Source organism: Armatimonadota bacterium, assembly GCA_037138755.1.
Taxonomy (GTDB): domain Bacteria; phylum Armatimonadota; class Fimbriimonadia; order Fimbriimonadales; family Fimbriimonadaceae; genus Fimbriimonas.
Window position 1 is genome coordinate 679,808 of record JBAXHT010000001.1, and the last position, 13,886, is coordinate 693,693.

General features: G+C 54.7%; 12 protein-coding genes. 10 read left to right on the top strand and 2 right to left on the bottom strand.

Annotated elements, in window-relative coordinates:
• The first annotated feature begins 11 nt into the window (after positions 1–11).
• Genes WCK51_03230 through WCK51_03250 form a run of 5 tightly spaced genes read left to right on the top strand, consistent with a single transcriptional unit; the run spans position 12 to position 4,693 of the window.
• On the top strand, positions 12–1,205 hold the full coding sequence (locus WCK51_03230) for a hypothetical protein (protein MEI7575880.1): 1,194 nt from the start codon (positions 12–14) through the stop codon (positions 1,203–1,205).
• A complete protein-coding gene (locus tag WCK51_03235; protein ID MEI7575881.1) occupies positions 1,186–1,962 on the top strand; it encodes an SDR family oxidoreductase in 777 nt (258 codons plus the stop codon). Before WCK51_03230 ends, WCK51_03235 begins: the two co-directional genes overlap by 20 nt.
• Positions 1,959–3,053 (top strand): sugar kinase, encoded by a 1,095-nt coding sequence (locus WCK51_03240; protein MEI7575882.1) that lies wholly within the window; start codon positions 1,959–1,961, stop codon positions 3,051–3,053. Before WCK51_03235 ends, WCK51_03240 begins: the two co-directional genes overlap by 4 nt.
• A complete protein-coding gene (locus tag WCK51_03245) occupies positions 3,050–3,661 on the top strand; it encodes a bifunctional 4-hydroxy-2-oxoglutarate aldolase/2-dehydro-3-deoxy-phosphogluconate aldolase (protein ID MEI7575883.1) in 612 nt (203 codons plus the stop codon). The genes WCK51_03240 and WCK51_03245 overlap by 4 nt, the downstream gene beginning before the upstream one ends.
• A 9-nt stretch (positions 3,662–3,670) precedes the next feature.
• Positions 3,671–4,693, top strand: a complete 1,023-nt coding sequence (locus tag WCK51_03250) for a LacI family DNA-binding transcriptional regulator (GenBank protein ID MEI7575884.1) — start codon at positions 3,671–3,673, stop codon at positions 4,691–4,693.
• Here the strand turns inward: WCK51_03250 and WCK51_03255 are convergent.
• Positions 4,683–5,966, bottom strand: a complete 1,284-nt coding sequence (locus WCK51_03255; protein ID MEI7575885.1) for a hypothetical protein — start codon at positions 5,964–5,966, stop codon at positions 4,683–4,685. The two genes, WCK51_03250 and WCK51_03255, sit on opposite strands and share 11 nt — an antisense overlap.
• 33 nt (positions 5,967–5,999) lie before the next feature.
• Here WCK51_03255 and WCK51_03260 point away from each other — a divergent pair, with 33 nt between their 5' ends.
• Complete coding sequence (locus tag WCK51_03260; GenBank protein MEI7575886.1) at positions 6,000–8,804, top strand: GH116 family glycosyl hydrolase; 2,805 nt, start codon at positions 6,000–6,002, stop codon at positions 8,802–8,804.
• A 2-nt stretch (positions 8,805–8,806) separates the two neighbouring features.
• Here WCK51_03260 and WCK51_03265 read toward each other — a convergent pair whose 3' ends face one another.
• Positions 8,807–9,340 carry a VanZ family protein gene (locus WCK51_03265; GenBank protein MEI7575887.1) on the bottom strand — a complete coding sequence of 178 codons (534 nt, stop codon included), beginning with the start codon at positions 9,338–9,340 and terminating at the stop codon, positions 8,807–8,809.
• 1,448 nt (positions 9,341–10,788) lie between these two features.
• Between WCK51_03265 and WCK51_03270 the strand changes: the two genes are divergently transcribed.
• Genes WCK51_03270 through WCK51_03285 form a run of 4 tightly spaced genes read left to right on the top strand, consistent with a single transcriptional unit; the run spans position 10,789 to position 13,879 of the window.
• Positions 10,789–11,217: a hypothetical protein gene (locus WCK51_03270; protein MEI7575888.1), complete on the top strand. Its 429-nt coding sequence runs from the start codon at positions 10,789–10,791 to the stop codon at positions 11,215–11,217.
• 51 nt (positions 11,218–11,268) lie between these two features.
• Complete coding sequence (locus WCK51_03275) at positions 11,269–12,210, top strand: thiamine pyrophosphate-dependent dehydrogenase E1 component subunit alpha (GenBank protein ID MEI7575889.1); 942 nt, start codon at positions 11,269–11,271, stop codon at positions 12,208–12,210.
• The gene (locus WCK51_03280; protein MEI7575890.1) at positions 12,207–13,172 is read left to right on the top strand and encodes an alpha-ketoacid dehydrogenase subunit beta; all 966 of its coding nucleotides are present in this window, start codon (positions 12,207–12,209) and stop codon (positions 13,170–13,172) included. Before WCK51_03275 ends, WCK51_03280 begins: the two co-directional genes overlap by 4 nt.
• Positions 13,169–13,879 (top strand): SDR family oxidoreductase, encoded by a 711-nt coding sequence (locus tag WCK51_03285; GenBank protein ID MEI7575891.1) that lies wholly within the window; start codon positions 13,169–13,171, stop codon positions 13,877–13,879. Before WCK51_03280 ends, WCK51_03285 begins: the two co-directional genes overlap by 4 nt.
• Positions 13,880–13,886: the final 7 nt, after the last annotated feature.

Below are 13,886 nucleotides of genomic sequence, written 5' to 3' on the forward strand. Positions count from 1 at the left end.
ATCCTCACGGCATGTCCACTTCGAGCCTTCGCGACAAGACTTACCGAATCGCCTGCGAAACGCCGATTTTCGACATTCATACCCACTTGGTGGCTCCGTGCTTCGGCTCGCTGAACCTCTGGGGAATCGATGAAGTTCTGACCTATCACTATCTCATTGCCGAGTTCTTGAGGGTTCGAGGGGATGTATCGGGGGATGAATTTTATTCCTGGCCGAAGGCGAAGCAGGCAGCGGAGATCTGGGATGCACTTTTCGTTCAGCGAACTCCGGTGAGCGAGGCTCAAGCGGGGGTAATCACGATCATTCATCGGTTGGGCTTTGATCCATCAACTGTGTCTCTTGAGGAGCTGAGGGCGCACTTTCGTGGATTAACCGCCGAAGAGCAGATTGATCGTGTCTTCAATCTCTCGGGAGTGTCGACAGTGGTGATGACCAACGACCCAAAGGATCCGGCAGAACGAGCGGTTTGGGATGGCGGCTACGTGGCCGACCCAAGATTTCTCACGGTACTAAGACTTGATCAAATTTTGGCAAACGGAGACGACGACGGAAATCGGTCGGTCAGTGCGATTAGCGCCTACCTGACCCATTGGATCGAGAGAATGAAGCCCGTTTATGTTGCGATTTCATTGCCAGAGACTTGGACCTTTTCCGAGGCGACCTTGATTCGAGAGGCTGTTTTACCAGTGTGTCTTGAGCACAGTCTCCCATTCGCGATGATGATGGGAGTGAGGCGCGGTGTGAATCCGTCGCTTCGGGGAGCGGGCGACGGAAGCGGCTTGGCGGACCTGACCCAGCTCGAGATGCTCCTTCAAGAGCACCCGTCAAACAAGTTTCTGGTGACGACTCTTGCTAAAGAGAACGCTCACACTTTAGCGGTGATGGCTCGAAAATTCTCGAACCTCATGCCGTTTGGCTGCTGGTGGTTTGTCAACAACCCTTCGATCATCGCCGAAATCACGGATTTTCGGCTGGAGATGTTGGGGACTTCGTTCATTCCGCAGCATTCGGACTCGCGAGTCCTGGAGCACCTGATCTATAAATGGGATCACAGTCGTCGCATTATTGCAAAGCGGCTGGCGAAGCGGTATGAGGCTTTGGCGAACTCGGGATATGCTGTCAGCGATGACCAGATTCGCGACGACCTTGCCCGGCTTTTGCACCGCAACGCGGAGGAGTTTCTAAGTGTCGCATCAGCTGTTTGACCTGACCGGGCGCACGGCGGTTGTGATTGGTGGGACAAGCGGAATCGGTCGGACCCTGGCACTGGGGTTTGCTGAGGCGGGCGCGAATACGGTTGCTACAGGACGGAGGCAGGACCTCGTCCAATCGGTTCAACAGGAAATTGAAGCTCTTGGCGTGAAGTCGCTCGGAGAGATCTGCGATGTTGGTTCAGCAGAATCAGTCCAAGAATTTGCCACCAAAGTTGTCGAAAACCTGGGTGGTGTGGACATCGTTGTTTATGCGGCAGGAGTGACCAAGCGGGCCCCAACCGCGACCTTTGACCTCGAAGTTTGGAACCAGAACTTCGACACAAATGTCGCCGGAGCCCTACGAGTGTCTCAGGCCTTTTACGATCCTCTGAAGTACAGCAAGGCAGCCCGAATCATCAACATCTGCTCCCTCAGTTCCTTCCGCGCATTTCATGAAGTTGCCGCCTACGGAGCCTCCAAATCGGCCCTGCTAAGCCTCACGCGGAACCTCGGTTGCGAATGGGCGAAGGACGGCATCCGCACCAATGCAATCGTTCCTGGAGTGTTTGTCACCGACCTGAATCGCGAACTTCTGAACGGCACGGAGCGAGGTCGGGAATTGTTGACGAGAACTCCCCTTGGCCGGTTCGGAGACATTAGCGAGCTGGTCGGAACCGCATTGTTCTTGGCCAGCGACGCAAGCGCATTTATCACTGGTTCCCACATTGTGGTTGATGGCGGGTTCCTTGCGAGTGGGGTGAATCAATGATCTCGTTGCTTCCAGCAACCGAGTGCCACTGGGACCTCGTCTCGCTTGGCGAGGTGATGCTTCGCCTTGATCCGGGCGATGGTCGAATATCGACCACTCGCACTTTCCAAGCATGGGAAGGCGGTGGCGAATACAATGTCGCGCGGGGTCTCAAACGGTGCTTTGGTTTAAGAACTGCCCACGTGACGCGGTTCGCCGATAACCCAGTCGGGGATCTGTTGCGAGACCTCATTTACCAAGGCGGAGTCGATCAAAGTCTGATGCAGTGGGTGCCCTTCGATGGAATTGGGCGCGATGTTCGGAACGGATTAAACTTTACCGAGCGTGGTTTCGGAGTTCGTGCAGCGCTTGGCTGCTCAGATCGCGGACACACAGCCGCGAGTCAGATGAAGCCTGGGGAGATTGATTGGAAGGACATCTTTTCGACCAAGAAATCTCGCTGGTTCCACACCGGTGGCATCTTCGCGGCGCTCTCCGACACTACGCCGCAAGTGGCCATCGAGGCCATGCAAGCGGCCAAAGAAGGCGGAGCAATGATCTCCTACGACCTCAATTACCGACCCTCTCTCTGGAAGTCAATTGGAGGTCAAAAACGTGCTCAAGAGGTGAACCGAGAGTTGGCGAAGTACGTCGATGTGATGATCGGCAACGAAGAAGACTTTACAGCCTCGCTTGGCTATGAAGTCGAAGGAGCCGGTGCGGATCACTCCAATCTCGCCATCGAGAGTTTCCAAAACATGATCAACCGCTACCGCGCAGACTTCCCCAACACCAGCGTTGTTGCGACGACGCTCAGAACCGCCAAAACAGCGAGCCGTAATGACTGGAGTGCGATCTGCGTCGCAGAAGGAAGACTCTATGAGGCTCCGAAATGGACTGACCTCGAGATTTTCGACCGAGTCGGTGGCGGCGATTCCTTCGCTTCTGGACTCATTTACGGCCTCCTCACCGGTAAAGATCCTCAATGGGCGGTCACCTGCGGAGCCGCGCATGGCGCACTCGCCATGACCACCCCGGGAGACACGACGATGGTCACCCGAGCCGAAGTGGAGCGGGCGATGAAGCAAGGAACCGCGAGGATTGAGCGATGAACGTCATCGAGCGACTGAAGCAGTCAAAGTTGGTTCCCGTGTTGAGAGCACCATCGCAGAGCGAGGGGCTACGCCTGGCTCACGCGCTTGTGGACGGGGGTGTAAAAGTGCTGGAGGTCACCATGACGGTTCCCGGAGCGGTTGACTTGATCGCGCAACTGAGCCGTGAGCTTCCGAGCGAAATTCTCATCGGAGCTGGCACCGTCCTCAACCCCGAGACTGCCGAAATGTGCAGAGATGCTGGAGCAAAGTTTATCGTATCGCCAGCGCTCAACCTCGCCACGGTGAACTGGTGCAAACAGGAATCAATCGCTTGCGCACCGGGCTGTCTGACTCCCACGGAAGTCCTCACGGCTCATGAAGCCGGAGCCGATCTGATCAAGATTTTTCCTGCTGACGCCATGGGCGGAGCTAACTACATTAAGGCACTCAAGGGTCCGTTTCCGCACATTGAGTTCATGCCGACAGGTGGTGTGAATTTAGCGACAATTCGCGGCTTCTTTGAAGCCGGAGCCGTGGCGGTTGGGGTTGGTTCTAACCTCGTTAACCCAAAACTTGATTCATCAGAAATAGCGATCCTTACCAAGGAGTTCATAAAAGCGGCATAATGATATGTCATGCGGGCAACCATTCGCGATGTGGCGGAGGCAGCCGGAGTGTCGGCGATGGCCGTCTCAAAGGTGCTCCACGGCAAGGGAACAAACGTTCGAGTCAGCGACTCGAAGGCCGAACTCATTCGGAAAGTTGCGCGTGAGCTGCACTACCGTCCCAATCAGAACGCACGTAACTTCCGGAATCAGAAAACGAATCTCATCGGCGTCGTTTTCCAACACTTTGAGGGGCTTCGAGAAGATAGCCCGTATCTTCCGCAGATGCTCAACGGCGTCATGGCGGCCCTTTTTCCGGCAGGATTTACGCTCGGGATTTGCCCTAAACTAGTCCTCGATGGTAACGTGCCGACGATTGCGGATGGACGATTCGACGGCATTTTATGGACTCGTCCTGACTTTAACGAGGCGAGTGTTGATACCTTCCGGTACTGCGGAGTGCCGGTGGTAATGCTGCATGCCCCGCCCGGTTCGGCAATGGGCATACCGGCCTTTTGTGCCAATAACGAACTCGCAACCCAACTTGTGATTGATCACCTTTTCGAACTGGGACACAAGAAGGTGGCGTTTTTTATCGACCCGATCCCGAATCTCACCGCGGAGGGAGTTACCCGGCGCGATAGCATTGTTCGAGCATCCAAGGCTCGTGGCATGCAGTGCGACGTGGTGCTGTCAGATCAGCTCGAGCCTGATCTGTGTGCATACAAGTCAAAGAGCCGACCCCACACGGCAATTATCGCGTACAGTGATACGCAGGCCGGCCAAATCCTCATCGCGGCAGAGACACTCGGAATCAACGTCCCTACCGATCTTTCAGTCGTCGGTTTTGATTCATCCTCGTTTTGCGAGCGCACCCAGCCGAAACTTACGTCAGTTTTTCAGCCCGTAGAGCAAATGGCCCGGGATGCAACCAACTATCTGCTCACGATGGTGAATGACTCTGAGTCAACCTGGCGCGAATCCGGGGCGGTGACTTCGCTGTACGACTGCCACCTCGATATCCGCGAATCCACAGGTCCGCCTAGCTCTTAGGCGGAACCTTTGCGATGATTGTCGATGCACGACCTTTGTCGTTCGCGTAGCTCTGGATCGTCCAGAAGTCGTTCAGGTTGTCGCCGTCTACTACGGTTCCACTGTAATCACCCCAAGCACCACCTTCGGTCGGAGCGATACCTTCGGCGAATTTGAAGAGCTTTGGGCTGAGCCAAGAAGTGTCTTTGCTCGAAAATAGTGCCGAGCGAGCACTGATGCTCATAGTTGGGCCAGTTTCTTGGAAGCCGATCAGGACGTCACCAGCTTTGTTAACCGCCATCGTCGTTTCAATGTAGCTATTGATCGGGTGGCTCAGCCAACCCGTCTGAACCTTGGTGCCATCCAGGGCGAACTTGTTGAATTGAACTCCGGAACGACCGCTGATGTTGACGGCCTGAGAGAAGTAGATGTGGCCGCCGATGAGCTGCAGATTCTTTGGGTTCCGATCACCCGAAGCGGTCTTCTTGTCGGTGCCTTTCATCGGCGAAGCTGGTGGCCAGCCGAAGTATTTGAATCCGTGCGGTTTCTGGGTTCGGGAAACAACAATCGGATCACCCTTTTCATCCTCACCAACTCGCGAGATGATGATGTCTTTGTCGGTAAAATCAACGAACACAAGGTCGGCCAGTGGATCGGTTGTGTTCACTGGATGCCCCATCGATCCTTTGAAGTGCCAAACCTTTGCGGGCTTTCCTTTCTTCACATCTGCCGCCTTCAGTACGAAGTTCCGTTCCTCGCCGCCAGGGAAGGAGTAGCCGATCCACTTCCGGCTGAACCCGATTCCGCCGCCGTCCACGCCGTTTGGTGCAGGAACTGGATAAGTGTTCCAGGCTCCCCTTGGGTCAGCGGTTTCGCTGGCCGAAATATTAACTGGCTTTACTTTTTCTTTGTCCCAATACACCCAAAGGTCAAAGCAAAAATAGCGGTTGTGATGGTCATAAAACATCTTCGGGTCGATGCCATCGTTGAATTCCTTTTGGGGAACCCCGTCAACATAATTGCCCTTCTTGTCATAGATGATGATTCCGCTATTGGTCCCGTGGAGGACGAAGTTCCCGCCGACCGCAATCTGCGGATCAACCTGGCGATTGCCATCCAAGGAGCCATCAAACATCAGGATGGAACCGGCGGTTCTCGTATTCCCCCCCTGCATCCGCTTCTTCGCAGTTCCGCCCTTGTTGAAGGTTGCATTCCGGATTGGGGTGATCGTCTCGACACGAGCAGGGCGAATCGGCTCCTGAATCATGTGGATCAGCAAAGCGGCGGTGAGCATGTCTCCAGTTTAGCTCTTGGGTAGCATCGGGAAATGTCCAAGTTGTCCCGTCGCGACCTGCTGAGTGCCGCCGCCATTGCTCCGATAGCAACTGCGGTTCCTGGAACAAAGTCGCTGAGTCTGACAAAGCGAGACCGGCCAGAGGCCTTTTCGGGTCGAGAGTTGGATTACATCGGAATGCCGATCGGCGGGTGCTTCTCGGGGACGGTCTACCTTGGTGGAGATGGACAACTTTGGAACTGGGATGTGTTCAATCGAGGGCAAGTTGGAGCCGTTTCACAGTCAGGAGTTGTCTACATGGGAGACAACCTCCGAGAGCAGGACGGAGCAAACTACGTTCGCCCTTCACATCAACAGAGCCCTTTTCGTCAGCGCTTTGACCTCTTTGTAGGCGACGAAAAGCAGCCCAATCGAGCGATTCCAACCGGGCTGGGGACCAAGTTTGGGCGAATCTCCTTCCGTGGTGAATATCCGGTCGGAAAAGTCTCGTTTCGAGGTGCAGACAGTGACGTCGAAATGGACTTGGAGGCGTTCTCTCCATTCATCCCGCACGACATTGATCGATCCTCGTATCCAGCGACAACGCTGACTTACACCGTTCGAAACACGGGAACCAAATCGGAGAACTACCGACTGGTTTACGCACTCGAGAATCCCGTACTGATCTACTCTCGAAAGACTCGGACGGATTTCACGTTGAACTCTGACGTGACCGAAAACGGAATTGCCTTCAGTGCTTCACCCGTTTCGGCCCCTAGGAGTTTGCGCCCTGACGTCTTGATTGAGGATTGGTCGTCCGGAACATTTGGAGGGTGGACGGTTGTCGGAACCGCTTTTGGAGACTCTCCACGTCGAGTAGACGAACTGCCTGCATACATGGGATCGGTCGATGCGGGCACGAAGTACGTCGCACACTCGCACCAGACTCGAAATGGCGAGGACGTCGGAACGGCTGATCAGTATGTTGGAACACTGACGTCGCCTTCATTTACGGCGACCCACGACTACTTGAACATCCGAGTCGGAGGCGGGTCTGATTGCCGGGTCTTCGTCCAGGGACATCCTGAGTTGTCGGTCAGCGGGAATAACTCAAATCGCATGGCGTGGAAGTCCATTCCCCTCACGAAACTCCGAGGAAAGAGCATTCAGCTTGTCATCGAGGACAACGTCAGAGGAGGCTGGGGTCAAATCGGGGTCGGAGAAATCTACCAGTCGGACAATCCTCGCAACGGTCGACCTCTTGAATCGCTTCCCGATTTCGGCACGTTTGCGGTTGAGATTCTGGACGGTGCCGAGACGACCATTCAAGGTAACGATGTCCGGGTCGAAAAGACATTTACTTTGGCTCCTGGTGAATCTCGGACGGTTACATTTCTGATCGGATGGAACTTTCCAAATCGTCCCGAGGGAATGCCTGGGAAGACTCATTGGTATGCGACCCGCTGGACCCGTGCCTCCGACACTCTGGCAGAGATCAGAAGAAACTTCTCAGAGCTGAGAGAGAAGACACTACTTTGGAATCGAACTTGGTACAACTCCACACTACCGCACTGGTTTCTAGATCGAACGTTCCTAAACATCTCGACGCTGGCAACCACGACGTGCTGTCGCTTTGATAAAGAGGGTCGCTTCTACTTCAGCGAGGGGGTTGGTTGCTGTGCGGGTACTTGCACGCACGTTTGGGGCTATGCCCAAGCAATTGCCTACATATTCCCCCAGGTAGAGCGATTCTTGCGGACTGAGATCGACTTCGGGCGTTTTTGGCGAGAGAACGGCGCGATTGACTACCGGGGCGAATACGGAGGATCAGTTGCTCATGACGGGCAAGCTTCCTGTGTCCTGAGGTTTTTCCGCGAGCACCTGATGAGCGCGAACAATGAGTTCTTAAAGTCAAGGTACAAGCAAGTGAAGGGCTCCCTGCAATTCCTGATCGACGGAGACAAAGACCAGGACGGTCTACTTGAGGGAGCGCAATACAACACTTTGGATGCAGCGTGGTACGGAAAGATGGCCTGGATTTCATCTCTGTACATCGCCGCCCTCCGTGCTGGAGAGGCGATGGCCAAAGAAATGGGTGATAGCCCTTTCGAGTCCCAGTGCCGTCAACTTGCAGAGCGAGGGTCCGCGAACATGGTGAAGGAACTCTACAACGGCGAGTACTTCATCCATAAGCCGGATCCCAGCCATCCCGAAGCAAACAACACGAACGATGGGTGCCATATCGACCAACTTTACGGTCAGTCCTGGGCGCATCAGCTTGGAATACCACGAGTTGTTCCCGCCAAGGAAGGCAAGCGGGCAATGGCCGCCCTCTTCAAGCACAGTTTCTATCCGGATATCTGGGACTACCGACGAAAGGTCCGCGGAATCACCGGGGGTCGATGGTACGCAATGCCCGGAGAAGGTGGCTTGATCATGTGTACGTTTCCGAAAGGCGGAGCCGAGCGAGCAACGGGGAAGGGTGGCGATAGTTGGGCGGCCGCGTACTTCAATGAATGCATGAGCGGCTTTGAGTATCAGGCGGCAGCAAACATGATCCACGAAGGACTCGTGACCGAGGGACTCACAGTGGTCCGCGCAATCCACGCGCGCTATCACCCTTCTCTGCGGAATCCGTACAACGAAGTTGAGTGCAGCGACCACTACGGTCGAGCGATGTCGTCCTTCGGTTGCTACCTGGCAATCACGGGAATGCGAATCAATTCACCCAAAGGTGAATTACGCCTCGATCCCCGAATGAAGGGCAGATTCGTGTGCGCCTTCCTGGACGCCTCAGGCTGGGGAACTGCGACGTATGAGGGCGGTAAGACAACTCGCGAGTATGCCTACCGAAGTTAGGCTTATGGGTTGAACCGATGACTTGTCGGCGCTCCGGGGAGCGGGAACGTTGGCATAGGAAAGATGCTCAGGAGGAAGATCAAAATGAGCGAAATCGTGAAGGCAACTGCCTTCTGTAGTTTGGTCCACGAGCAGTGCCAGAACAAAAGGAACAATCCGATACCGATCCAGTCGATCAGGACGTCACTCATTCGTCCGCCCCGCCCAGGAATGTAGACCTGATGGAGCTCGTCGATCAAGGCGTAGGTTCCTGCGAGTCCCACAGCTAATCGGAGTTTTCCGCTTGTTGAGCGGTAGATCAGCCACCCAAGGATGCCAAATTCGGTAGCGTGCCACCCTTTCACAAAGATCCACCAGACCGACTTCCAAATGGCCTCGAACCCCTCAGGAGTGACTCTTACTGGACCCGCCGTTTTTGCAACGGCAGTGGAAAGCTGCCTCACTGTCACCACCCCGCTTGAGGTCGCGAAGATGAACAGCACCCAAAGAATGGGCCAGAGCTTCGGTTTGAATCCCTTCAAGGCGGAATTGCTCATCGAGTTGTCGAGATTCTATCACCTTGCCCAAGCCCAACTCGGTAATCTCGGCAGACATATGGGACACGTCCGACCGACAGACGAAAAGTTTTTTCGTACGATGATTCGGTTGCTGCATGTCGAAAACTCGCTCACAGGACTATCTGCTGGCAGGCAGTTCACAGGGTCACTTCACCAATGCGAGGGACAAGATGCTTGCCCTACGGTCGCCTGCCTGTGCGCCTATACTCACGCAGACTAGAGAGGAAAAATGAGACGAGCATTCACCCTGATCGAGCTGATGATTTGCATCTTAATCGTATCAATTCTCGCCTCATTGCTTTTTCCGGTATTTTCCAGGTCCCTCAAAAGTGCCCATGGCGTCGGTACGATCTCGAATCTTCGACAATGCTATCTGGCACTCGCTACTTATGAGTCCGATAACTCCGAGTGGCCAGATTACGAACAGTCAATCCTGGCTTTAGCCAAGGCTCCTACTCACGACTCAGGCGATTATTGGAAAGTATCCCACGGAAAAGTGTATGAGCCGATGATTTACTCTTATGCCTACATTAGAGGCGTGAAATACTCGTTCGGCTCCGATGCTCTATGGCATGCCTTTCAAAGTGAACAACTCTCAAAGGGGCAAGCTATTCCCCTCTTAGCCTCCGTTTGGCAGTCGGAGCCACGCACCGAGTTTGTAAGCTCGAGTGCAGTTTTTCCGACTCCCCCATCCTTTTTCCGCTGCTGGGCTGAACGTCGCTGTTTCATTCCTCCAAGGGTTACATACGTTTTTCTGGCGGGTAATGCGAAGGCAATGCAGTTTAAGCATGAAATTCCGCCACGGCCCTTCTACTGGGACCGCTTGTTTCTAAGATCCGTTGAGAAGTAAACATATGAAGTCATTTCCCACTGTGCCGCCCGCCTTTTGGAGATTTACCGCAAATTGGTCACGATTGCAGCGACTAGTTTTTTGTCCCCTAATTGTAAGCCCCATTCTGTATTTTGTGTCACTGCGACTCGCCTGTCTAGTGTCGAACTCCTATTGGTACTTATTCCGATTCGATCAGGTGTTTGCTTTTCAATCCAGCCTTTTCTTTGTCGTGGGCCTAACATTGGTAAACCGGTACTGGTTCATCATCGGCACCTGTTGGGTCTTGGCGCTGACTGTTCTCGCAGTTACCGTCTCGGTGGGAGTCGAATGGAGAAAGTTTCTCGCTGCTTTGATTTACAATCCGCTCGCAATCGTTCTCCTCATGAGTGTGCTCGGTCCGGTCAGCTCAATTACCGATACTCGGCGTGGACGCGATTCGTCGGGTCCGTAGCTTTGCACTCCAAGTACAATTGGCCCTCTTCGCGGAACTCTAGGCAGATCTGTGGGAGATGCTCGTTGAACAGATGAGCAGTTTTACCTCTGCGACCCTTCTACTGAGACCGCTTCTTCCTAATATCCACTGAGGAGTAAACAGATGAAATCATTTCCCACTGTACCGCCCGAAGTTTGGAACTTTACTGCCAACTGGAAACCTTGGCAGAGGACTCTTATCTGCCCACTCCTCGTTAGCCCTGTGATGTATTTCTTTACATTATTGCTATCTTGTCTAGCAACTAATTCTTACTGGTATCTGTTTAAACTTGATACTTCCTTTTATCTCCAGTGCAGCTTTTTTCTTGTCATCGGTGTTACGCTGATCAATCGTTTTTGGGTCAAAATTGGTCTCGTCTGGGTGCTATTCTTTCTGATTCTGACCCTGTCCCTTACTGTTGGAATAGACTGGAAGGGAAGAGTGATCACCATGGTGCAGAATCCGATCGCTCTGCTGCTGTTAATGAGTGTGCTCGGCCCGGTCAGCTCAATCACCGAGACAGGGCGCGGACGCGATTCGTCGGTTCCGTGACTTTGCCCTCTAAGTAGAATTGGACTTCCACGCGGTAATCTCGCCAAACATATGGGACACGTCCGACCGACCGACGAGCAGTTTTTTCGCACGATGATTCGGTTACGGCATGTCGAGACGGCCCTCTCCGAGCTCTCGGCAGCAGGTCAGCTTCGCGGTTCGCTGCACCTATGCGAGGGGCAAGAGGCTTGTCCGGCAGGAGCCTGTGCGGCGTTGCTGAAAGAAGACTATGTGACGGCGACGTATCGCGGCCACGGTTACGTTTTGGCGAAGGGGACTTCGCTGGATAAGGTGATTGCTGAAGTTCTAGGACGGGCGACGGGTTTGTGTAAGGGTAAGGGCGGAAAGATGCACTTATTCGATCAGGAGTTTGGTGTGCTCGGCACGAACGGGATCGTAGGCGCAGGAGTCGGGACCGCCTGCGGTGCGGCGTTGGCATCCAAGTTGGACGGGACTGGTCGGGTTGCGATGACTGTCTTTGGAGACGGCGCGAACAACCAGGGGCACCTGATGGAGTGTTGGAATATGGCGGTTCTTTACAAGCTACCGGTCATCTTCTTCTGCGAGAATAATCTGTATTCCGAGATGACACCGTTGTCGCGTTCGCACGGAAGCGTAAACTTAGCCGAGCGAGCAAGGGGCTTTGGGCTCCACACGGATTCAGTGAATGGCAACGACCCTCACGCGGTTTTCGAAGTTGTCTCCAAAGCGGCGGATCGAGGCCGCAGTGGCCAAGGTCCGACGTTTATTGAGGCGATGACCTATCGAACAACGGGACACTACCAGGCTGACTCCGGCACGGCATATAGAACAAAAGAGGAGGTTGAAGACTGGCGCTCTCGCTCGCCGATATTGTTGCTTCGGCAACGAATCGGGGCAAAGGCAGACGAGATTGAAGCTGAAGAGCTAGCGGCAGTGCAAGCCTCGGTCGGAAAAGCTTTGGCATCACCTGTGCCTGGGGTCGATCAGTCGATGACGGAGGTGTTCGCATGAGCAAGATGTCGTTTGTTCAAGCGTGCAATGCAGGGCTCCGACAGGAGCTTTCGCGCGATCCAATCGTGTTTTTGATGGGTGAGGATATCGCCCATTACGGCGGAATGTTCCGGGTGACCGAGGGGCTTCTTGAGGCGTTTGGCGAGGACCGAGTGATTGACACTCCGATCAGCGAGAGCGGGTTTATTGGAATGGCGTTAGGCGCGGCGTTGGCAGGCAAGCGTCCGATTGCGGAGCTGATGTTTATTGACTTCGGACTGGTCGCAATGGATCAGCTTCTGAACAACATTGCCAAGACGCACTACATGAGCGGCGGGCGGTGTCCGGTGCCGATGACGATCATCACTCAGGGCGGCGGCTACCGCGGCGCGGCGGCTCAGCATAGCCAGATGCTGGAGGCTCTGTTCTTACACCTTCCCGGGATCAAAGTGGTTTTGCCTTCCAATCCCGCGGATGCGAAGGGACTCATGGCGGCGGCGATTCGAGATGATAATCCGGTCGTCTTCATCGGCCATAAGCAGCTTTTCGGAAAGCAGGGCGAGGTTCCGGATGGGGAGCATTTCATCCCGCTTGGTACATCTAACGTGGTCCAATCCGGTTCTGAAGTGACCATTTTGACCTACTCGTTTACGGTCGATCTGGCCCTCAAGGCGGCAGAAGCGTTTCCTGGAAAGGTCGAGATTGTTGATCTTCGGACTCTAAACCCTCTCGACTGGGCGACGATCGAGGCTTCAGTGCGGAAGACGCATCGCGTGATCGTTGCTCACGAGGCGCACGGGCGGTGTTCGGTCGCTTCGGACCTTGCGTTTCAGGTTCAGCAACGGCTGTTCGATGAGCTGGACGCTCCGGTTGAAATCGTTGCCGCGCTCGATGCTCCGATTCCGTTTGCGGTTGAGCTCGAGAACGAGGTTCTTCCGACGGCGGCTCGGATCGAGGCGAAGTTGCGGGAGATGCTGGGTTGAGCCTTGCCCTCGTGACGGGCGCGGCCCAGGGGATCGGTCAAGCCATCGCCAACAAACTTCGGTCCGAAGGTCACGACGTGATCGGCATCGACCGACAACCGGGCGTTGAACTTCAACTTGATCTGATGGACCTCGATTCCATTCCCGTTGCGTTGGCAGGACTCGAAAGGTGCCCCCAAATCCTTATCAACGCTGCAGGAATCTGTCTCACGAGACCGTTCTTTGAAGTCGAGCAAGCGGGCTTTGCGAAGACTCATACCATTAACGTCCAAGCTCCGCTGGTTTTGATGCAAGCGGTTGCCGCACGCCTGATAAAGGAAGGCAAGCTCGGCTCGTTTGTCAATATCACCAGCAATTCGGCGTTTATGCCCAAACTTGAGCAGCTTGATTACGCCGCCACCAAAGCGGCGCTGATTTCAATCACGAAGTCTGCAGCCCTTAGCCTCGGCCCCCACGGAATCCGGGTTAATGCTGTCGCTCCTGGAATCACGAACACCCCGCTAACCCAAGGCATCGCCAAGCAGCGCGCCGAAATCCGAGGCGTCTCGCCCGAGGAAACCCTTGCTCCGGTCGTCGCCTCTCTCCCGCTTAAAAGGATGGCGGAGCCAGATGAGATCGCCCAGGTCGTCGCATTCCTCGCCTCGGATGCCGCGAGCTATGTGACTGGGCAGACTTATCTAGTCGATGGCGGACAATGGATGCACTAGGCGAGCG